The following is a 22,240-nucleotide window of genomic DNA, read 5'->3' as shown; positions in this document are numbered from 1 at the left end:
AATTTAGTAAAAAGGAAGAGAGACAATTAATGTTCTCTCTCTTTTTCTTGTAAGAGAATTGGCTTTTATTGACATAAAATGTCGTAGCCTAGGTTTTGTGTCAAAATGTTGGTGGAACCCCATGCAATTAAGCTAACAACATAATTTACTAGATTCGAAATGATCCTTGTTTCAAAACCAGCAAGTGTAAAAAATAGCCATACAATCTTTCATGCCGGTAATATAAATTCATGTGTCCAATAATTTAATAGCTATCCTGTAGCTTATGTATCTATCATTTTGGCATAATGCCTAGAAACATGAAAAGACCGCAATGCTTTCTTGAAGAAGAACATTGCAGCCTTTTGTTTCTTTGTTTCAGAGGTGAAAATAAATAGTGTTTTCTTAGAAATCTATAACGTGATATTATGTCTCCTACGAAAAATCTGCTAAAAATGGTTACTGAAAGAATAGGATCTTCTAAAATGGCCAACACACCCAAATACTCCAAAGTCAAATGGCCGCCTCAAGTCATTTAAATCTATATTACTATTCATCAACTAAGGGTTCACGAAAAGACTCTTTTCTATCTTCGACTACCATGCGCAATCCACGCCTTGGTCTAAGTGTAATAGACGGAAGTGGTTTTACTTCATGATGGTCCGGCGCAAGCCTTATCCGATATCGTTGAGCAATGCACGCTAGGACAAGCACAGCTTCCATCATTGCGAAATGATTACCGATACAAACTCTCGCACCTCCGCCAAACGGAAAGTAAGCGAACTGAGGTAGAGTTTTCACAAAGTTGTTTTCAAATCGCTCAGGATTAAAAGAATCTGGATTATCAAAATACTCAGGCTTGTGGTGCATAACATACTGACTTATCAAGATCATATCGCCTTTTTTAAAATGATATCCTCCTATTACTACATCCTCCTCCGCTTTCCGTGATACGATATAGCCAGGCGGGTATATACGCATTGATTCCATGATAATATTTTGTGTGTACGTTAATTTCATATAATCGCCAGGTGTAGGGTTACGATTACCGATTACGCTATCTATTTCATTGAAAAGTTTAGTTTCCACATCAGGATGTTGTGAAAGCAAGTATAAGGTCCAGGAAAGTACGTTTGCAGTTGTTTCGTGACCGGCAAGGAAAATGGTCATTAGCTCATCACGTACCTGCTGGTTTGTCATAGCTAAACCATCCTCATCATCTCGAGCATCCATTAGAATCCCAAGCATATCCTCATGTCTCTCTGCATCTGCCCTACGTTTTTCAATAAAGTTATAAATCACTGTATCAAGTCTGTGTATCGAATTTTTAAATTCACGGTTATTTTTAGTTGGAACCCATAGTGGCAATTGAAGAAGTGTTCTCATCCTTTTAACAGCAATTCTCATAGATGATTCTATAGGTTCCCCGAGCTCGTCATATCCTTCTTTGAGGTTCATACTGAACATGGTCTTGCTGATAATACCGAGAGCAAGGCTCATCATATCCTCCGTCATAATCCGTTCTTCCCTGTTTTTCCAAGTGGAAATATAGTTCATTGTTATATCAATCATATCCTGTGCATAATTGCTAATATGAGACTTTTTGAAAGCAGGTTGAATAAGCCTTCTTTGGCGCATGTGAATTTCTTTTTCACTTGTAAGAAGGCCTTCTCCAAGTAATGGTTTTAAAGCATGGAAGTCCTTAGATTTCAAGAAGGATTTTTGTTTTGTTACAAGTACCTGCTTAATTAAATCTGGATTTGAAATGAAGTAAACATTTTGGAAAGGTCCAAAACGAATTTTAGCAACATCTCCATATTCTTTTGCTAAGTGGGTAAGAAAGCCAAGTGTATCTGAAATAAACTCCTTTGAATGGCCAGTAATTAGTCTTCCTTTTGGGCCCTTGGGAGAATCATGTAATAAATCTGTGTCACTCAATGGTTTGTTTCCTCCATTTCGATATAAGTACTTTTAATCATTCTATGAGGAAAGTATTAATTGGTTTGGACAGGTTGTTAAAAAGAAGACTAACAAATATTTTTTTAAAAAAAGTTTAAACAAATTGAATGAAATTACAAATGTGGATAATGGAATACAGTTTAAAACCGAGGCTAAAATGTTTAAGAAATTGTAAAGTAAAACACAATGGAAGATAAATTTATTTTAATAAACGAGTGGTATTGGGTAAATTGCATAATCTTCTTTCTTATTCAGCTAACTTCAATAAAGTTTTTTCGATAAGTTAAACATAGAAAATAACAATTTTTAGAAAAGATAAGAGAGTTAATCAATTTTGTAGAATGATAATTGGAGTTTGTATAGTTTCATGGGCACATTTTAGTTAAGTTGATCGTCATGGAACGAAAGAATACAGGTGAAAAATATAATAATAAATTCAAGAAAATCATAGTAAATCTTTATCACTCGGGTAATTCGGTACGAGAACTAAGCAGCGAATAGGGTATATCAGAAGTTCCCATTAATATATGGGTTAAAGAATTTACTTCTATGCGAGAGCTTGTGCAGACTGGGTTGTGGTATGAATGCATCAAGAGCGTATAGTATTTTATAGAAACAAAGGCGCGTGTCGGATGTATTTACAGCCGGCAGGATTCAGACGCATACCCTCGCTTTGAGCTCAAGTCTGAACTGTTTTAGGAAGTGTTTGCTGACTTCAAGATGGATGGAAAGAAATATCAAGGAAAGTGGAAGCTGAACAGCGATTTCTAGAATCAAGACAAAAGAAACGGCTGATAAAATAGCCGCCTTTTTCAAGGGGAAAGAAGCTGAAATACTAAGAATCATTCATATATAAAAAGCTGATTGGCAACTAACGCCAATCAGCTTTTTTGAAATATTACATCTTTCTAAATGTTTTATAGCCTGTAATTGCATTAAAGCTTCTCTCTAACCTACATCCTTGATCAGCAAGGATCGTAGGCTTTTTAGTTATTATTTAAATTCACTTTTCACAACGCCATTTCCTTCTATAAATTCTTTATTGAATGCATAGTAATCTTTTACCTCATCTATAATCAATAGTTTAGAATTTTCATTAAAAGTTAAAAACGATGAACCAATTGAGGAATGGTTCTATTTAGAGGAATCAAAGGGGAAATAACTATAAAAATCCAAAAGTTATAGACTGTTATTTGTGCTGGTGTTATTGGATGTATGATGATAGGTGGATTCTTAGGTGTATAAATAAGGGGTGAAGAAACTGGTTAATACTGGGTGCGAACTAGGTGCTTGTAAAAAAGGGCTATGGTATCCATTCTTGTCACAACCAAGGTATCTATCAACAAATAATTCATTCATAGCTCAGGTTTTTATCCTCTAAAACCCTGATGTTGTTGCCTTTAGGTTTTTTGAGTTCCTATTCTTACCATCCAATTATGTATATGTCCTTTTCTAGATATTAACATAGGAATAATGAATTAAAATATTTGTAAAATTCGACCTATTCCAATTTTTAGTAAATTGGAGTATAGTATGAAATCGTAAGAAGCGGTTATCATCATAAACTTTATTTAAATCATGTAGGAATGAAAAATAACTGCATCGGAGTGGTGCAATATGACGAGTCAGGTTGAAAAGTTTAGAGTTACTTTAAGGGAGAAGCTCGAGTCTATCTTTCACCTTTGGAATGTATGGATTCAGAACCATCCATACATTTTAAGAATCTTTACGATTTTTTCTTGGATATCGCTATGTGCCTTGGTATTAAGCTTAATTTTTATGGAAGACTCCCGAAAAATGTTCGTCCAGTTTTTGTGGTCATTTTACGTCATTTTGCAATTTTGGTTTTTATGTCGTAGTAAAACTTTAACATGGAAGAAGTACACCTATTTCTTTTTGGTGGGGGCATGGATAATCGTACCGTTGAATTCTTTTATCGTTAGTTTCATTACGGCTATTTTCGGTGGGATGGAACAAGATGTATGGAGTCAAGCATTTATAACTCCGATTGCTGAAGAAGTGTTAAAACTGATCCCAATTGGTGTTTATCTATTTTTGTCACGACGTGCATCCAGTTTAAGTTTAAGCGATTATGCCCTTATTGGTGCGGCAACGGGAGCTGGTTTTCAATTTTTGGAGGAAACCACACGTCGATTGGTTTCTGGAGGTATTTTCGATTATGGTGTGACACTATTTGGAGGGAAAGTGCTCCATTGGGATTTATTCACACTATTTCCTGGCTACTTTGAGGAGGGCTTTTTACCTGACAAAATGTCTGCTGGGCATTCGTTGCTAACCGCTATGGTAACGTTAGGAATCGGGTTAGCAGTGAAGTTTAAAAGTAAATTAAAGAGATCTTTTTATATTTTTCCTGTTATCCTTTTAGTTTGGGCCATTTTTGATCACTCAATATGGAATGCTAGTTACCGAGCTCCGGATTGGTTAACTGGAATTCATGATTTATTAGGAAGCGGCTATGCCGCAAAACCGGTGTTTTTAATGATGCTCGGTGCTGCGGTAATCATCGATTATTGGGAATTGAACCGAGTAAGAGAGAAGATTCTTCTACTGGATGGGGAAACCATTATCAATCCTGTTTCTGAATTGTGGAATCTATTCAGAAGTGTTTTTGAGGAAAGACAGCGTTTTGGATACTTGCTACTATTTTATCGAGAACGGAGAGAACTAGGATTTACACTGTTACACAGTAAAACAGAAGCCAGGGAACTTTTATCAGGCTTAGAAGCCAATATTCAGAAGTACTACAAAGCTTTAATCGTTGTGTTTGTAGCATTATTCACATCTATGTTTCTATCTAACTGGGGAGTTACAGCCAATGGCCCCGAGGCTTGTATTGCCTGTTTATTTGATAATCTGCAAAACTGGTGGGATGGTTTATCTGCTTGGGAAAAAGGGTTGATTGTACTTGGAGCATTTGCCTTAACGTTCCCGTTATTAGGATTCTGGTCGGCAATAGGTGCTGTATCGACTGGAATCGGAATTGCTGCAGGTGGTCGGCAGACTGCAGACATCATCCGCAATCCTAAAAAATTACTTACGCCAGAAACGGCCCTTGCACTGGGAATTAGTGCACTGGTAAGTCGAATTCCGTTTGGGAAAGCCCTTGTAAAACTAGGTGACTCCGTTTCACCGAGAATAAAACCCTATCTAAAAAGGATCTTGGAATCGTTCACTGGAAAGAAAAGTAATAGTAACAAACAACACCATGACCAGAATTCCTCTGGGAAAAAAGCTCACCAGGAAGAAGATCCTCAGAATAAGAACGATAATAGTAAAGACGATTCTAAAGAAACTAAGGAACTGAATAAAAATATTACGTTTAAACCAGGATATGAAAAACATTTAGCGCAAGTAGTAGATATTGTTAGGAAAAAAGGCAAGGGTGTAGTTGGAGGACATAATCTCAATAATTTCGAAAAGGCATTTAAAGAGAAGGGGTGGGATTTAGAGGCATGTATCATATCAAAAAGAAAGCACCCATCTATAGAGGGAGTATATGAAATAGAATATGGCTTACCTAAACTAGACATGGAGGGGAAGTTAATACCTGGAGAGCTTAAGAAAGTTTCCCATCCAAAAACAGTTTACGATCCTAACATAATATCAGACAAACAGATACTAAAATGGGGAGAAGAAGCTATGAAAAATGGGAAGATCGTTGGGAGAGAGATAACAGGTGTTTCCCCTAACGGACTACAATTTAGAGGATTTATTAATGAATCCGGAGAAATATCAAATTTCTTCCCTACACTAGATTAATTATTAAGGAGTTGGAAGCATCGTGGAAGATAAAAAGAGAAAATTGATAAGGTACTTCTATCACCATATGGGAGACGGTAAATTTTTAAGAATCTTAAGAAGTTATGCGGATGGTGAAGGATATGGAACCGAATATGCAAGGTTTGTGTTTGCCGACTATTATGAAGAGTGGGAAGAAGAGTATTTTGGTAAAGAAGGAATAGCCTATTACATTGATCGTCCTGCAGTAGAGGAAGACGAAGAAATTATTTTAGATTATCTGACATTCTATAGATATCTAAGAGAAGATTGCGTTAGTTATCTTGGAGACTATCCCCAAGATAAATCAGAAGTAGAAGAACAATTAGAAAGGATTAAAGAAAGATTTAATATACAAGAACCTTGATTAGCTTTATCCTACTACTAAAAAAGAAAGTTAGGTCAAGATTTTAAATGGAGGATTACATGCGCAACCAAGTGTTGTCGCATAACTTACATTATTTCTAGCGAGGTTCTAAATTCCAAGGGTTTTTCTTTATATCTGATGGTAAAAGTTTTTATCGTACATTCTAACTAAAAAAATCCAATGGTATTATGTCGCTTGTTGAACTAACAGGTGCGTTAGTTCATTAAGGATCACTAAAAATAATCAAACTTTTTTATAAAAAATGTATAATAATTTACAAGAAAAGACTCCATTTAGATCAATCTTTTTTCAAAATGGAGTCTTTTTATTTACGCTAATATGGGGGACAGGAGGACCTTTTGATCCCTCTTTATTTCAAAGCTACAACAGATGCTTTAGCACGATAAGAGAAGATAAAAAAGTCAATTCCTAACGTGAACTGACCCCATATAGCAAAGTTTTATAGAGATCTTACTTTACATCCTTTCAATAAGATTGATAATGATCTATTGTAAAGTATGAACATTTATTTCATATACTTATCTAAAGGAGAGTGTAACTTATGCGCGAAACCTGTGTTCCGACTGGCGTGAAACTAAATGACACTGGCTTTGGATATACGTTGTCCTTAATAGGCGGTAAATATAAAATGATCATTATGTATTGGCTGTCTGAAAATAAGGTTATGCGGCATAATCAGCTGAAGCGAAGTATCGGTACCATTTCCTTTAAAACGCTAAGCATTATGTTAAAAGAGCTGGAGGCAGACGGCCTTATTATACGCAAGGAATTTCCCCAAATACCTCCAAAAGTAGAATATTCATTAACTGAACGAGGTCTTTCTCTCATTCCATTGTTAAATATGATGTGCGATTGGGGAGAGAAAAACAGTTTGCCGGCTCAGGAGGCTGTACAGCCGTAGGCGTAGCTATTTTGTTTAAATCAAAAGAAGTATCTCCTAAACAAGGAAATACTTCTTTAATAAAGCCATCTATTACAGGTTGTCAACAAAATTCAAATAATCTTGTGCGCTTTTTTCCAATTCGCTTGCAGACGACTTATTTTCTGTACCATAAAACGCAAAGAATGAACGATAATCTGCATTGCAGTATAGGAAGGTAGTTTCAAAGGGAGATAATAAATGTTCAAGTGTATAGCGATATCTTCCCTCTTTACTATAATCTTCTTTTTTAATTCCGGCAGATACAGCTAAAGCAGCTTTGCGATTCTTTAATTTATCACCTCCATTTGAACCATAAGCCCAACCATAAGCAAAAACATCGTCAAGCCATTTTTTTAGGAGAGGCGGACAATTAAACCAATAAACAGGGAACTGTAAAACAAGATTACTATGCGATTCAATTAATAACTGTTCTTTTTCCACATCAATGTTTCCGTCAGGGTAAACCTTATTCAATTCGTGTACAGTATACTTTTCCGGGTATTTCTTGAGTTCTTCTACCCATCGCTTATTTAAGACGGATGTTTCTAGACTTGGGTGTGTTACGATAACAAGAGTTTTCAAAGATTTGTCCTCCTTAAGTATAATTTATCTTAAGTATAAAGTGCACACTGCAAATATGTAAGTATGCACTTTTAGTATAGGTACTTACCTAAAGGAGAGTGTTAAATTAGGCAAAAAATATCTTGTCTATATTAAATTATGCGTGATACTATACGCCACGATATAATACGTACCAGCACTCATCAATGATGGTGTAAAGAACCGAATCGGTCAACTGAGCTGGGGGCTGTTCCAATATAAAAACACCATTTTTTGTATGAAAACACTTTAGTGAAAGGCCATACTTAAATAAGCCCCACCATATTCTAATTTTTTTGAAGGACGTAAATGTACTATGTCGTTATTTTAACTGGTTATGCAGTTTGTTGTTCAGATGGATCGATTGTATAGCCTTTCTTTTTTAGGTATTCGATCATTTTTAATTCTTTGTTATTTTGTTTTTCTTCAAGATAATTTGAGCCTAGTTCTTGATAGGGTTCCCCTGTTTTTAAGATGTTGTAAGCAATCGTTAGTAGTAAATGAGCAGAAGCGATTCGTCCCTTCATTTTTCCCTGCCGTTTGGTAATCCTTTTTCGATGTGAAGCAATTCGATTATTTTGTCTTGATGTCGCTAGTACACATTCTACAGCCATCGTTTTCAAAGCTTTGTTACCTTGTGTGGTTTTACTCGTTTTTTTTTACCAGCACTTTCGTAATTTCCAGGACTCACACCAGCCCAAGAGGCAAGATGTTTAGCTGACTTAAATACGGACATATCCACGCCCATCTCTGCAATAAAAGTAGCTGCGGCAGCTTTGTTCACACCAGGTATTCCATCCAATAATTCTACTTCCTTACGATAGGGGGACAGGAGTTGATCGATTTGTTTTTCCAATTCTTCTATGGCTTTTTCTAAATAACTCATATGCTCCCAATGGTAACGCAACATATCACGATGATGACGGCGAATACGTCCATTAATTGCACTGGCAATGTCCGTAATACTAGCTTTTGTTCGCCAATCCACCATTTTTCGAAGACCATCGGTCTCTATTTTTTCACCGTTTAGAATCGCTTCAAGGATACGGCGTCCCGATACACCAAAAATGTCTGATAGTACGGATGTTAGCTTGATATTAGCATCTTGAAGAATTTTGTGAATGCGATTCTGCTCGGATGTGCGATGATGAATCAATTTTTTTCGATAACGAGTAAGATCCCGTAAATCACGAATATCCTCCGGTGGAACAAAATTGCTTTCAATAAGTCCGCATCTTAGAAGCTTGGCAAGCCATTCGGCATCTTTCACATCAGTTTTACGCCCTGGAACATTTTTGACATGCCTGGCATTGGCAAGAACAAGGTGAAAAGAATCTTCGAGAATATTCCATATTGGTTTCCAGTAGACTCCGGTACTTTCCATCACAACATCGGATACCTGAAGGGTAGTTAACCAATCACTTAAAGCCAAGAGTCCCGTTGTTGTAGTTGAAAACGTTTCAATAGAGGTTTTTGGCTTTTTATTTAATGGACCAAATAATACACAGGCTACTACTGTTTCTTGGTGTACATCTAGGCCAGCACACCGTTCAATCATTGCTTCCATAGGAGAATCACCTCAATAAAAGATTAACAATACATATGACAGGAGATTTGTTACAAAAATTTTTGTATACGTACTTGTAGTACACTAAATGGTTCTTCAATACTGTCACAACCAGTTTCTTATACAGGGTATCTTCCTTAAGATCCACCAAAAAAAGTTCAGCCTGGTTGTATTGTTATCATCCATTATTGTCAAGGGTTTAATGGGTTAGACTTTATTTTGGGTAAAGAGCAGGTTTTCGTGGTAGATGGTGGCGGCGAGGAGCGCCGCCATAGGAGTTTCTTATGGAGCTATCGGGGCAGGTTAGTGAAAAGGAAAGTACAATAAGTATGAGGAATAGCAAAAAAAAGGGGGAACCAGTGTATGAATAATGAATTTGAAAAGGTAATAAATTTACTGAAAAAAAATGATAAAGAAACTTTTCCGACATTTGCTTACTCTGTATTAAATAATTATATTCCAGGACAGGTATATATGGATGAATTAAAGAAAACAGTTTTAATTGGAACTGATTCAGGTATTTTTGTTGTTGGTGGAGACAAAATGAACAATGGACTTGGCAGCATATTTTTAGAAATTTATAGAAGTAGAAAAAATGATAAAAAGCGTTTCACTTTGTTTTCTCCATCAAAAGAATGGGATCAAGTTATAGATAAGTTGTTTGGAAAAGAGCTAAGACAAATGCATAGATATTCTTTTCATTTTAATAAGGATACATATTCAACAATAAAAAAGGAAAAAGTCTCTAAAAATTTTATATTAAAGAGAATAGATGAAAAAATAATTACTGAAAGTCTGGAATTTAATGAATCTTATTATAATGAATATTGGGGTTCAGTATCAAATTTTCTTGAGAATGGTTTTGGTTATTGTTTGCTACATAATAATACCGTTGTAAGTGAGTGTACCTCTATATTTAGTTCATCACAATTTGCTGAAATTGATATTGCAACTCAAAATAGGTATAGAGGAATGGGCTTAGCTCAAAATGTTGCAGAAATATTCATTGAACATTGTATTGAAAGAAATTTGAAACCCAATTGGGACTGTGATGTTAACAATTTTGCATCGATAAAGCTGGCTGAAAGATTAGGGTTCGAAAATCCAATAGAATATTCGATATTTGTTAGAAGGTAAAAATTCTTATTTCGTTAACGGGTGTTTTACTCCAAGAATAGAGATTGGTGAAGTAACCTTTTTGTTATGCAACTAAAGGGGCAGGTTTGTTCATTAAGCGTAGTGTGTTCGAACTGTGACGTAATAAATTAATAAGTAATTTTTGTGAATATAGAGTTTAGAAGCACTGTATTATGAGATTCACTAATCTTTCATTTATTGGTAAAGTAAGAAAGAGGTGATTTACTTTTGAAAAAGCTTCCCAGGTATACACAAAGTTTTATCTTCACTCTATTTTTTCTTATTTTGGCTTTAGTTTCTTTTAGAGTTTTTCAAAATTCTAAAGCTTTCCCAATCCTTTTTGGTACTTATTCCCTTTTCAACTTAGCTCGTGGTTTATATTATTTAAGGCAAAGACAGAGCGTTAGCTGAAGATCAGAGCTGTCATTATGGCAGCTTTTTCTTTATGCAACTAAAGGGGCAGTTTAGTTGAAGATTGCTTTGACCTTTGTTCAACAATTGGGCCATTTAGTTGAAGATCTCATAAGATAAGTAATAATATTTAAAGGAATAATTCATTCTGATAAAGAATATTAAAAAACGTGATGATAAGGAGGCGATTGTATGGCAAATCATGTAGAAAATCTATATAACTATCATGTATGGGCAAATCAACGGATTATTGATCATCTTAAGACACTTTCTCCTGAGAATTATCAAAAGGAAATGAAAAGTGTCTTTTCTTCTGTTTCAAAGGTTTTATCTCATCTCTATTTGGTGGAATATGGATGGCTTAATACCCTCGAGGGTCAGAGTATGAATGAAGCAATGCAATCTTCATTTCAAATTCAAGAAAAGATTGAGAAACTGCCCATTGAAGACTTAGAAACGGAATTTCACACTTTAACATCTCGGTTTAAATCCTTTTTGAACAGACAGGAAGATATGGAAAAGAGAATAATGTTGGATAATCCATGGGCAGGATTAAGAGAAACAAGTATATCTGAAATGGTCTTACACGTTGTGAATCATGGAACCTATCATAGAGGGAATATTTCAGCTATGTTACATCAGTTGGGTGATTCTTCAGTTATGACTGATTATGCTTTTTATTGGTATTCTTGAAATGTTATTCATTATAAATAGGCAAGAGAAGAGTAATCCATTTTTTCTTCAAAAAGGTGACGTTAGTTGAGGATCGAGAGATGTTTACACAGATCTTTCTTTGAGCTAACGAATAACTTTAATCAAACAATTGTTGATCCAAAGTAATCTCACTCTTCTACGATATTTAACATTACCAGCAAGAATAAGTTAATTGCCTCCACAATACCGGCTAATATGAGCTTCTTGTTTATTCAAGAAAAGGGCGCGATTCTTTAATAAGAATCGCTTTTTCTTAATGAACTAACGAGTGCGTTAGTTCTACAAGAAGGATCACTAAAAATAATCAAACTATTTTATAAAAATTGTTTACTAAATTACTAGAAAAGAATCCATTTTGATCAATCTTTATTTCAAAGTTACAGTTGATTCTTTTTTCAACAGATGCTTTAGCACTATAAGAGAAATAAAAGTCATTTCCTAACGTACAGGAAACGGCCTTTTTTTGCTGGGATTTGCTTAGCGTACAAATTCCGAAATGTTGGCGCTACCCCTTCTATACGCCTTTTTCTATGACAAAAAACGACAAAACAAATGAAAAGTAACAGTAATAATATACGTGCAAAATAGCACTTAAAATAAGTGCAAATTATCACCTAAAGTAACAAACATTCATTTCAACGGGTATTTGAGCGTGTTCAGAAAAGGACGACTTTCTGAACAGATAGCGGTAAAATCTTAGATGCTACCCTTTACCCCTTTGAATAAAAACAAAAAGCACGAAAAGGAATTTAATCCTCCTTTTTGTGCTTTTTTTAGTGTTTATAGAAGAAATCGTCTTTGCTTACTGCCCTACTTGCCATGGACGGCTGACTTGTGGTTTCCGTTTTCTTTGTTTTGGCCCTAATTCTTCTTTTGTCATTCTACGAGGCTCCATCCCTCGTTCAACACGGGTACGTATTTCCTTCGAATAAGAAAACAAATTGGGTGGTTGGTAGACACGGGAAGCCCCCTGCTGGCAGTCCGGACATTGCGCTGTTCCTTTATAGCCTGCCATTGACTTAAAGAATAGTGTGAACTCACCGCAATGACTGCAGTTAAAGGTGTAACTAGGCAAGGAAAGTCCCCCTTCATCCATCTATTTATTACTTCGGATCAATATTTTTATCAAATATTTGGGTCGGGATGGCCACCGTACAACACGCATTCGGGATATCGACGATTCCATTTATCCGGCCTTCAATAGGCGCTGTACCTAATAGCATATAAGCCTGCTCCCCTGTATAACCGAGTGTTTTCAAATATTCAATCGCATTCAGGCAAGCCCGGCGGTAAGCAATATGCGCATCCAAATAATGTTGTTTTCCTGTAAACTCATCTACTGAAATGCCTTCGAACACTAAATAATCGGAATAATTCGGTTCAACCGGACCAGGTTTGAAGACAGGATTGTCTTTAATTTTATATTTCTCCATCCCGCCCTTGATCACGTCGACACGAAGATCAATCCATCCCGCCATTTCAATTCCACCACAAAATGTGATTTCGCCATCCCCTTGTGAAAAATGAAGGTCACCTACCGAAAGTTTTGCCCCATCCACAAACACTGGGAAGAAGATTCTTGAACCTTTTGATAAATTTTTGATGTCACAGTTTCCTCCATTTTCCCTTGGAGGAACAGTTCTCGCTCCCTCTTTGACCACCCGGTCAAATTCTGCTCCTTTTAACGTGCCGAGCACTGCATGCTCTGCTTGAGGAGAAGTTGCTAGTTCAGGTACGCGGTCAGGATCTGTCATCTTCAATTCATTTTCACGTTTATTCCACTCTTGCAGAAGCTCCATTGAAGGCGCCACCCCAATTAACCCCGGATGGATGAGCCCGGCAAACTTAACACCCGGCACATGCCTTGAAGTCGTATAAATTCCTTCAAAGTCCCAGATAGATTTCGCTGCTTTCGGATAATGTTCCGTTAAAAAACTTCCTCCATTTTCCTTCGCAAAAATCCCATTAAAACCCCATTCAGACTCGGCAAACGCACCGATATCCAAAATATCAACAACTAATAAATCTCCCGGTTCCACTCCATTTACATAAACCGGTCCGCTTAGCACATGAACTCGCGGCAAAATAACATCCCTAATGTCGCTAGGATCGTCATTGTTGCTAATTTGTCCATCCGTCCAATCTTTACACTCCATGCGGAAAGATTGGCCCAGCTCCACCGAAAAAGCAGCGGGAATATCCGGATGCCAGCGATTATGCCCCGGGTGTGCTTGTTGCTCCATTGGCTTACTGAGATCAAGTTTAAACAAAGTTTTAGGCATGTTACTCCTCCTTCAATCTATTGATCTATGAAGTTAGACTATGTATACGTTTTTATATTAACTATTTTAACAAAAATAGTCAAATTATTCATATTTTAACAGATGGATACGACGCCCCCCCGACGAGCGTAATCTTGATGACACGCCCGACTAAAAGCCGCATTGTCTACTCGCAAACGGTCGGCAGGGGAACGCGGCTGTTTCCAGGAAGACTGAATGGCGGTAAAATCAACGGATCCTACCTTTACCCCTATAACAAATTCAATTTGCCAAAGTATTGGGGAACGGGAAACAGCGCATCCCATCGATGGGGCAAAATGGGATTTGTATGAGCAAAATCTATTTTCTGAAAATCATATTTTCTATGGGGGCTATGGAGGGATTGGTTATTACGGTTCTAGTACTAGTAGATTCTTAGCGGAATCGTATTTTATGCTATAAGTCCAAACACTTGGTCAATGAATTCTTTCTGATTTTGGACAGACTGATTCCGTAAATCAATCTGTCCCTTTTTATTATATGCATGGCTTCAACACCACTCAATATAGGGGTACAGCCGTCAAAACGCACTTATTATACGCTAAGACAGATATTGTAAAATGATTCACTAAAAACGGTTTAAACTCTTCATTTTAGTAATTTGATTTTGGTATAGCTTTTAGATAGGGGTTATTAACCCGAATTACTGACCGTATTATTGCTTTAAAAAGTAACCGAAAACGGTCGTTTATGGGGATTTTTATGAAAAGATAAATGGATATTTATGTTAAGGTAGAGAAGAACTTGTGAAATGATGTACTTAAACTAAAGGGGCAGTTTAGTTGATGATGAATTATCAAACCAGGAGAATGAGAAATAAAAATAGAATTTATATAGTAGTATAGAGAAATACCACAAGGGAAAATTACAATTGGTGCAGATTAGAGTAATGAATAAGGCTGATGTTGAAAGTGTATCGAATTTTATTTCAGAGCTAAATATTATTGAAGAGTCGCATATCGGTTATTGTGGTAAAGATAGTAAGGAAATTGCTCATTCATTAGTAGAAGATATTTCAGATATTAAATACAGTGAAAGTTTTGTTACGGCTTATGAACAAAATCAATTGATTGGTGTTTTGGGGTTTGATGCAGATCTTGGTGTTAACAGTGCTGAAATTTGGGGACCATTTATTAAAGAAAATAAATGGGGTGTTGCTTATAGCATGTGGAGTGAGATGATTAAATTACTTCCAATTGAAATTCATTCAATAAGTATGTTCCCAAATATGAAAAACTGTAGTGTACTAAAATTGGCTTATAATCTTAGCTTTATTGAACATAGTAAGCAAACAATACTAACGTTTCATCGTGATAATAGAAGTGACTTGAAAGATGTTGAGACTATAGAATTAACTCCAGAGTATTTTATAGACATGAAACAGTTGCACAATCAAGCATTTCCTGGCACTTATTATAGTGGACAACAAATTATTGACCGTTTAGATAAGCATAGAAAAGTATTTATGCTTAATGATAACAATGGTTTATCTGGATATATATATGTTGAAGCTGAACCTGAGTTTGGTGAAGGGAGTATCGAATTTTTTGCTGTAAAAGAATCGGAGAGAGGAAAAGGGATTGGAAGGCATTTGTTGACGATTGCTCTAAAATGGTTATTTACATTTGAGACCATTGATTCTACAACACTTTGCGTTAACACAGGCAATGATAATGCTATTAGTTTATACAAGAAAGTTGGCTTTCAGCATATCCATGACTTATGCTTTTTTACCAAGAAGATATAAATATAAAAAGGATTATAATTGGTTGTAAAATGAAGTTAAGCAATTAAATTGTGAAGTATTGTACTTAAACTAACGGGTGCGTTAGCTCTAAAAGGATCACTAAAAATAATCAAACTGTTTTGGACCTTTTGAACAATCTGAAGGGTGATAACAAAATTGTTTAAAAGATAGTGATGGTATGAATTCGTTTCATTAAATTAAATGCAGATAATATAGTAAAAAGGGAGAAAATGATGGATAAGTTAATACAAGAAATCATAGATTGGGTCAGAATGACGGATAAACAGATTGTTATTGGCTTGTCAGGACATGGAGCTGCTGGAAAAACAACGTTTGCCAATAGGTTCGTAAACCTACTAAATCAAAATGAAGTAAATTATATTAATTCAGATCCATATATTATTAGTTCAAATATACGAAAACATACAATTATCGACTATACATATCAAAACGAAAATCATCGTTATAAAATGACGGCTTGCCATCCATCAGCTCATCATTTACCTTCTTTGGAAAGGGATGTTCAGATGGTTAGAGATGGTTTAGATTTATATACCATAGATACGCATTATATGAAAAGTGAGTTAATTTCTTCTAAAAACAAAGTAACGATTGTAGAAGGGATGAGTGTAGCGTTTATTAATCCAGATTTATTTGATTTGAAAATTTACTTCTATACAGATGGTGAAACGGAATTAATGAGAAGGTCGGGCCGTGATATTGTTGAAAGGGGAACCGATATTAAATATTTAAGGCAGTCCCATGAAGAACGCCGGATTCAGTACGAACTGTTTATGCATCCGTACAGTCAGCATTTTGATATTATTATCAAAACTTCTCATGAACAAATATGTCTAGAAATAAATACATTTGATTTTAAATGCAAATAAACAAATATTTGTTGTGTTTATTATAGGGGGCTAATGCAGATTATTAGCTCTCTAATTAAATTAAACAACTTTATTATCGCTGTAAACAATCTTTATTTTCAAAGCTAGAGTTTATTCTTTTTTCAACAAAGCTTTAGCTCAAAGAAGAGCTGAAGTCGGAGCTGTCTTTAAGACAGCTTTTTCTTTATGGAACTAAAGGGGCAGGTTAGCATTCCTGTAGAGCGTTAATTATTAACTTTGAAAAAAATAGGGCTCCTCAGTAAGATATGAGTAAGACATCACTCTAACTCAAAACCTTAGGAGGAACCCTAATATGAATTTTAAAATGCAGGACAAACAAAATCAACTCATTGAACGAATTTCTGATCGACATCTCGTTGTTGGCGTGGATATCGCCCAACAATTTCACGTTGCTCGAGCTGTAAATTATCGAGGAATCGTGGTAGGTGATCCTCTTACTTTTGAAAATAACGAAGAAGGCTTTAACAGATTTCTAGAATGGATTAATAAACTAAAAGGTAAAAACAGCTTAGACACAACTATTGTCGGTATGGAACCTACAGGTCATTACTGGATTAATCTATCGAAATGGTTATCTAACGAAAAGATTGATGTCGTAACAGTCAATCCTCACCTTGTAAAAAGAAATAAAGAAAATCGAGATAACACTCAGTCCAAAAGTGATAAAAAAGACGCTCTCGTGATTGCGGATATGGTCAAGAATGGATACTATTCTTTTGTTCATGTGGCTTCAGAGTCTTTCGAAAAACTTCGAGTTCTTATGTCCAACCGTGACGTAATCGTAAAACGTCTCGTTAGTTCTATTAATCAATTAAATCGATGGGTAGATGTTGTCTTTCCTGAGCTACGACAAGTGTTTAAAGATGTGAAAGGAAAAGGGGCAATCGCAACTCTACGTTTGTTTCCGACACCAATCGAGTTAAGATCGATGCAACCTCAAGATATTGTAGCCAAATGGAAATCGGTAATGAAGCGTCAGCCTGGGTTGAAAAAAGCTTATCAACTTATAGATTTAGCTAAACGCTCTATCGGATCCCACCAAGCACATGATGCTTACAAGCTACATTTAGAACAACTACTGGAAGAGTATGATCTAGCTACAACGCAACTCGAAAGAGTGGAACAAGAAGTCACTAACGTGCTTCAACAAATTCCTTTCGCAAAGAAACTGTTGGCTATTAAAGGGATCAGTGAAATCTCTTTAGCTGGAATTTTAGGGGAAGCTGGAGATTTAAGTGGATTCGCCCACGGTAATTCTCTACTTCGTCATGCAGGGTTACATCTTTCCGAGGCGAGCTCTGGTAAATGGAAAGGTCAGATTGTCATTTCTAAACGTGGGAGATCCAGACTGCGGCGTTTCTTATACCTAGCGACGATGTGCCTTGTCATGAATAACCCTGAGTTTAAAGCGTTGCACGCTAATAATGTTAAGGTGAAAAAAATAAAGAAAATGAAATCCATTATGAAATTGGTTGGTAAACTGGCTCGAGTATTTGTAGGCATAGCCAAACGAAATGAATCTTATTCCCCAGAAAAATTACAACCTTTTTCAGCTCTAGCAGCCTAGTTTTTATTGAATAAATCATGCTTTACAGGTTCTCGAAGGGAACCTCACTTGAAAATAATTAACACTTTATTTTCAGCTTATTTTTTGTCGAATGTTTTCTTATTCGTAGGATTTCAAAGATGCACGGAGTACCAGATTTCTTGAACAAAAGGGCACCGACCCATTAGGTTAGCATAACTGGCCTCCACCCCTTGGATAGGCATGACGAAGGAATGAGAGGGCATATTTTTCGATGACCCGTTGAGACATGGGAGGGAAAGCCTCCAGGGGCGGCGTGGAGATTATGTGCATTATATGGTAGAATATGGAGTTTCCTATTGCTCCTTTATTTCACTATGCCTCCATGAAACCAAAATGATCTGAGCTCATTGCTTTTAACCGTTAATGTATTTTCAAGGGTTATGAAATCCTGCGAATAAGTGAGCATTCGAGAGATATAGCTATCATACTGAGGGAGTTCAAGAGTGCTGTTTGACCTTTGTTCAACAATTGGGCCATATTCTTGAATAAGGGTAATGCAATTTTTTAAACTCCTCATTTTTGTTTTAAGGGTAGCAATTTACCAATATAAAAATGGTTTACATCCCATAAATACCCTATAATTGGGGCAATACGAAAAATAAAAAATAGATGGGAAGAAATCCAAAATGAATACTATTAATGACATGATTATGAAGATTTCGTCTGTATTTTCTCAGTTAGAAGAAGTGGAAGGTGTTGTACTCTCTGGCTCTCTTTCAACAAATACCCAAGATGAACATTCTGATATAGATTTGTATATTTATAGTGATCAAGAAATCCCTACCAGCACTCGCAAAAAATTGTTAGAACCGTTTTCGGATTATATGGAGATTAATAACCAGTATTGGGAAACAGAAGATGATGGAACGCTAAATGAACCCAATATTGGTATAGAAATTATATATAGAAATTATGCTTGGATTGAAAACGAACTTATGAAAACGGTAGTGAATTTCCAGGCTCAGGTCGGTTACACTACATGCTTTTGGAGTAATTATTTAAATTCCAAAATACTATATGATCAAAATGGTCAATTAAAGAAATTACAGGATAAAATTAACGTAGCCTTTCCAAAAGAATTAAAAGAAAATATCCTTAACAAAAATTACCCTTTATTACGAGACAGTGTTACATCCTACTATTGTCAAATCGAGAAAGCTCTAAAAAGAGAAGACTACATAAGTGTCAATCATAGGGTTGCTGCGTTACTTGCAAGTTACTTCGATATCTTATTTGCGATTAACGAGTTGCCACACCCTGGAGAAAAGAAGTTAATTAAGATCGCACAAAAAACATGCAAATATCTCCCAGACAAGATGGAAGAAAACATAATCATGATTCTTAGCAACAATACCATAACACTATTAAGTGATATAAATGATCTGGTTGACAATTTAGATGATTTGTTAAAAAGTAATAACTTATAACCTTATCCAGCTGAAGTTCCAGTCCATAAATAATCAATACAAAGAAAACAACCTGGCTGTTAAAACCGAGAATCGATTGAGTTTAAAGCCAGCTAATAGAAGCTTCATAGTTATTCCATTATCGGGCGCGATTCTTTAATAAGAATCGCTTTTCTTATAGAACTCCCTCAGTTTAATAGATAATGCTCACGAATACTCGCTTATTCGCAGGATTTCAAACCACATGGTATAGGTTGCTTTAGATGAACGAAAGAGATAGGACCGTTTTGATAAGATGAGGGCAGATTGAAATAGAGGATCTATTGAGAATCCCATATTATTACATATGCTGCACGCATTTTCCACGCTGCCCCTGGAGGCTTTCCCTCCCATGTCTCAACGGGTCATAATCATATGCCCTTTCATTCCTTCGTCATGCCTATCCAAGGGGTGGAGGCTGGTTTTGCTAACGGAACGGGTCATTGCCCTTTTGTTCATTACATCCAGTACTTCGTGCTTTCTTTGAAATCCTACGAATAAGCCAACTTTCGTTAAATAACAATGTGAATGTAAATTTACGCTGCTAGTTGTTCAAGAGGGAAGACCATTTCCGGTTTATAGGCAGAGCCATTACGAGCAATCCCTACTAGGACACGGGCGAGTTTTCCACATAGTTTCATGATGGATTTCATTTTCTTAATCTTCTTCACCTTAACATTGTTCGAGTGTAGGGCTTTAAACTCAGGGTTATTCATCACCAGACTCATGGTCGCAAGGAAGAGGTGACGCCGCAGGCGTGATCTTCCACGTTTGGAAAGAACAATTTGGCCTTTCCACTTCCCAGAGCTTGCCTCAGCGAGATGCAATCCTGCATGACGAAGGAGCGCATTCCCGTGAGCGAACCCACTCAGATCTCCAGCTTCTCCTAAGATGCCCGCCAGTGAAATTACGCTGATTCCTTTAATGGCAAGTATTTGCTTAACGAATGGAATCTGTTCCAAGACGTTTGTGACTTCTTGCGTCACTCTTTCGAGTTGGGATGAAGCGAGATCATATTCCTCTAATAACTGTTCCAAGTGAAGTTTATATGCATCAAGGGCTTGTTTCGTACCAATTGAACGCTTGGCCAATGTAAGCAGGGAACGGGCTTTTTTATGCCCGGAATGTCGCTTCATACATGATTTCCACCCGGTTACGATATCTTGAGGCTGTAAGGAACTTAATTCAGCTGGGGTAGGAAAGAGGCGTAGGGTTGCGATTGCCCCTTTACATGATACGTCTTTAAACACTTGCCGGAGCTCGGGAAAGACAACATCCACCCAGCGATTAATTTGGTTGATGGAGCTAACAAGACGCTTAACGATCACATCTCGGTTAGCCATAAGGACACGAAGTTTTTCAAATGATTCTGAAGTGGAACGAACGAAGGCATAATAGCCATTCTTCACCATATCAGCGATGACAAGGGCATCTTTTTTATCACTTTTGGATTGCGTATTATCACGATTTTCTTTGTTTCTTTTGACATGGTGAGGATTGACCGTAACGACATCAATGTTTTGTTTGACTAGCCACTTTGAAAGGTTCATCCAATAATGACCGGTAGGTTCCATTCCAACTATCGTGGTGTCTAGGTTTTTCATGTGTTTTAGTTCCTTGATCCAGTTTAGTAATCTAGTAAAACCCTCTTCGTTATTTTCAAAAGACAAAAGTTTCCCGATCACAATGCCCCGATAGTTTACAGCACGGGCCACGTGTACGTGTTGGGCGATATCCACACCAACAACTAGATGTTGATCCGTAATTCTTTCAATCAGTTGATTTTGTTTGTTTTGCATTTTAAAATTCATAGTAGGGCTTCCTCCTTAAGACTTTGAGTTAGATTGGACACTATACTCGTATCTTACTGAGGGGCTCTATTTTTTTCAAACCTGATATTTAACGATCTACAGGAATGCTAACGGGTGCGTTAGTGCCATAAGATGGCCGCCAATTGGCGGCATTTTTAGAGTATGATTCTTTCTATAGTCGAATATAGATGTAGGAAGCAAACTGAACAAAAGAAAAAAATTAAATATTCCTGGTAGTACTAATAATTTCCTCAATTTTAAAACAGAGAGGAGTATGATAATGGAAAATAACCGAGTAAAGAAAATGTACGATTACCATGTTGGGCTAACCAACAAGTGTTCCAGCACTTGAAGCAACTACCTGATAAGGTTTATAACGAGACTGTTAAAAGTGTTTTCTCATCTATTTCAAATGTTCTGATGCATCTTTATGCAACAGATATTACCTGGTTGGAGACGATGAAAGGAAGCAGCTTCCATGATACTGTAAGAGAAGTTGAGCGTCGAAAGTCAATAGTATCGGGAGTGTCGATAGATGAACTCGAAGCGTTCTATGATAGTCTTTCAGAGGAATTTCACAGTTTTTTTGCAGAGCAAAAGAATCTAGAACAAATCCTCATTACTGAGCACCCTCAATATGGGCGTATGGAGTTCATACTTGCCGACCTCATTCACCATGTAGTAAATCATGGAACCTACCATCGCGGAAATGTGACGGCGATGCTTCATCAACAAGGTGAACAAGGAATACCAACGGATTTTGTATTTTTTCTCTTTAAAATATAACTTTTTGTGTTCTCGCCAGTAAAAAGCACTTCGATGGAAGAAAGATCACAGAAATGATAAAACTTTTTTATAAAGCTTCAAATCTTCTTTTACTATTGGTAATTTACTTCAATAAAGGAGTTGCTTTGGCAGCTCTTTTTTGTATGGAACTAAAGG

17 protein-coding genes and 2 pseudogenes are annotated in these 22,240 nt (G+C 36.4%); 11 read left to right on the top strand and 8 right to left on the bottom strand.

The features are described 5' to 3' along the window. Positions 1 to 528: 528 nt before the first annotated feature. On the bottom strand, positions 529 to 1,917 hold the full coding sequence (locus tag JFV29_RS17580; protein WP_201185529.1) for a cytochrome P450: 1,389 nt from the start codon (positions 1,915 to 1,917) through the stop codon (positions 529 to 531). A gap of 1,638 nt (positions 1,918 to 3,555) precedes the next feature. On the opposite strand from JFV29_RS17580, the gene JFV29_RS17575 reads away from it, so the two are divergent. From JFV29_RS17575 to JFV29_RS17565, 3 genes are all read left to right on the top strand, one after another. After that, positions 3,556 to 5,718, top strand: a complete 2,163-nt coding sequence (locus JFV29_RS17575; protein WP_342366573.1) for a PrsW family glutamic-type intramembrane protease — start codon at positions 3,556 to 3,558, stop codon at positions 5,716 to 5,718. A 22-nt stretch (positions 5,719 to 5,740) separates the two neighbouring features. Then, a complete protein-coding gene (gene cdiI, locus JFV29_RS17570; RefSeq protein ID WP_201185525.1) occupies positions 5,741 to 6,103 on the top strand; it encodes a ribonuclease toxin immunity protein CdiI in 363 nt (120 codons plus the stop codon). Positions 6,104 to 6,665: 562 nt separating this feature from the next. Then, positions 6,666 to 7,025: a winged helix-turn-helix transcriptional regulator gene (locus JFV29_RS17565; protein WP_201185523.1), complete on the top strand. Its 360-nt coding sequence runs from the start codon at positions 6,666 to 6,668 to the stop codon at positions 7,023 to 7,025. 72 nt (positions 7,026 to 7,097) lie between these two features. On the opposite strand, the gene JFV29_RS17560 is transcribed toward JFV29_RS17565, so the two are convergent. The 3 genes from JFV29_RS17560 to JFV29_RS17555 all read right to left on the bottom strand — a co-directional run bounded on the left by JFV29_RS17560 (position 7,098) and on the right by JFV29_RS17555 (position 9,213). Continuing rightward, positions 7,098 to 7,628: an NAD(P)H-dependent oxidoreductase gene (locus tag JFV29_RS17560; RefSeq protein ID WP_201185521.1), complete on the bottom strand. Its 531-nt coding sequence runs from the start codon at positions 7,626 to 7,628 to the stop codon at positions 7,098 to 7,100. Between the two features lie 353 nt (positions 7,629 to 7,981). Beyond that, positions 7,982 to 8,260 (bottom strand): hypothetical protein, encoded by a 279-nt coding sequence (locus JFV29_RS30660; protein ID WP_242486030.1) that lies wholly within the window; start codon positions 8,258 to 8,260, stop codon positions 7,982 to 7,984. 5 nt (positions 8,261 to 8,265) lie between these two features. After that, a complete protein-coding gene (locus JFV29_RS17555; protein WP_242486910.1) occupies positions 8,266 to 9,213 on the bottom strand; it encodes an IS110 family transposase in 948 nt (315 codons plus the stop codon). Between the two features lie 363 nt (positions 9,214 to 9,576). On the opposite strand from JFV29_RS17555, the gene JFV29_RS17550 reads away from it, so the two are divergent. Then, a complete protein-coding gene (locus JFV29_RS17550; RefSeq protein WP_201185519.1) occupies positions 9,577 to 10,350 on the top strand; it encodes a GNAT family N-acetyltransferase in 774 nt (257 codons plus the stop codon). Between the two features lie 603 nt (positions 10,351 to 10,953). Beyond that, on the top strand, positions 10,954 to 11,454 hold the full coding sequence (locus JFV29_RS17545; RefSeq protein ID WP_201185517.1) for a DinB family protein: 501 nt from the start codon (positions 10,954 to 10,956) through the stop codon (positions 11,452 to 11,454). An 823-nt stretch (positions 11,455 to 12,277) separates the two neighbouring features. On the opposite strand, the gene JFV29_RS17540 is transcribed toward JFV29_RS17545, so the two are convergent. Beyond that, entirely contained in the window at positions 12,278 to 12,550 is a 273-nt protein-coding gene (locus tag JFV29_RS17540) for a zinc ribbon domain-containing protein (protein WP_201185515.1), read from the bottom strand. 28 nt (positions 12,551 to 12,578) lie between these two features. After that, complete coding sequence (fmdA, locus tag JFV29_RS17535) at positions 12,579 to 13,757, bottom strand: formamidase (protein WP_201185513.1); 1,179 nt, start codon at positions 13,755 to 13,757, stop codon at positions 12,579 to 12,581. Positions 13,758 to 14,008: 251 nt separating this feature from the next. Here fmdA and JFV29_RS17530 point away from each other — a divergent pair. Beyond that, positions 14,009 to 14,192, top strand: a pseudogene (locus JFV29_RS17530) (Tn3 family transposase); the annotation flags it as partial. On the opposite strand, the pseudogene JFV29_RS17525 reads toward JFV29_RS17530, so the two are convergent. After that, positions 14,188 to 14,321, bottom strand: a pseudogene (locus JFV29_RS17525) (IS6 family transposase); the annotation flags it as partial. The pseudogenes JFV29_RS17530 and JFV29_RS17525 sit on opposite strands and share 5 nt — an antisense overlap. Positions 14,322 to 14,685: 364 nt before the next feature. On the opposite strand from JFV29_RS17525, the gene JFV29_RS17520 reads away from it, so the two are divergent. The 4 genes from JFV29_RS17520 (at position 14,686) to JFV29_RS17505 (ending at position 19,469) form a co-directional block, all read left to right on the top strand. Then, a complete protein-coding gene (locus JFV29_RS17520; RefSeq protein WP_242486909.1) occupies positions 14,686 to 15,543 on the top strand; it encodes a GNAT family N-acetyltransferase in 858 nt (285 codons plus the stop codon). Positions 15,544 to 15,776: 233 nt separating this feature from the next. Next, positions 15,777 to 16,433: a uridine kinase family protein gene (locus JFV29_RS17515; RefSeq protein ID WP_201185509.1), complete on the top strand. Its 657-nt coding sequence runs from the start codon at positions 15,777 to 15,779 to the stop codon at positions 16,431 to 16,433. Positions 16,434 to 16,746: 313 nt separating this feature from the next. Further along, positions 16,747 to 18,021, top strand: a complete 1,275-nt coding sequence (locus tag JFV29_RS17510) for an IS110 family transposase (protein WP_201185507.1) — start codon at positions 16,747 to 16,749, stop codon at positions 18,019 to 18,021. Positions 18,022 to 18,668: 647 nt separating this feature from the next. Beyond that, positions 18,669 to 19,469 carry a nucleotidyltransferase domain-containing protein gene (locus JFV29_RS17505; RefSeq protein ID WP_201185505.1) on the top strand — a complete coding sequence of 267 codons (801 nt, stop codon included), beginning with the start codon at positions 18,669 to 18,671 and terminating at the stop codon, positions 19,467 to 19,469. Between the two features lie 554 nt (positions 19,470 to 20,023). On the opposite strand, the gene JFV29_RS17500 is transcribed toward JFV29_RS17505, so the two are convergent. Continuing rightward, positions 20,024 to 21,298: an IS110 family transposase gene (locus JFV29_RS17500; RefSeq protein ID WP_201185503.1), complete on the bottom strand. Its 1,275-nt coding sequence runs from the start codon at positions 21,296 to 21,298 to the stop codon at positions 20,024 to 20,026. Between the two features lie 336 nt (positions 21,299 to 21,634). Between JFV29_RS17500 and JFV29_RS17495 the strand changes: the two genes are divergently transcribed. Continuing rightward, positions 21,635 to 22,084 (top strand): DinB family protein, encoded by a 450-nt coding sequence (locus JFV29_RS17495; RefSeq protein WP_342366572.1) that lies wholly within the window; start codon positions 21,635 to 21,637, stop codon positions 22,082 to 22,084. The last annotated feature ends 156 nt before the right edge of the window (positions 22,085 to 22,240 follow it).

It is taken from the genome of Peribacillus sp. TH16 (assembly GCF_016651095.1).
Lineage (GTDB): Bacteria > Bacillota > Bacilli > Bacillales > DSM-1321 > Peribacillus > Peribacillus butanolivorans.
This window is presented reverse-complemented; position numbering and strand designations above follow the sequence as displayed.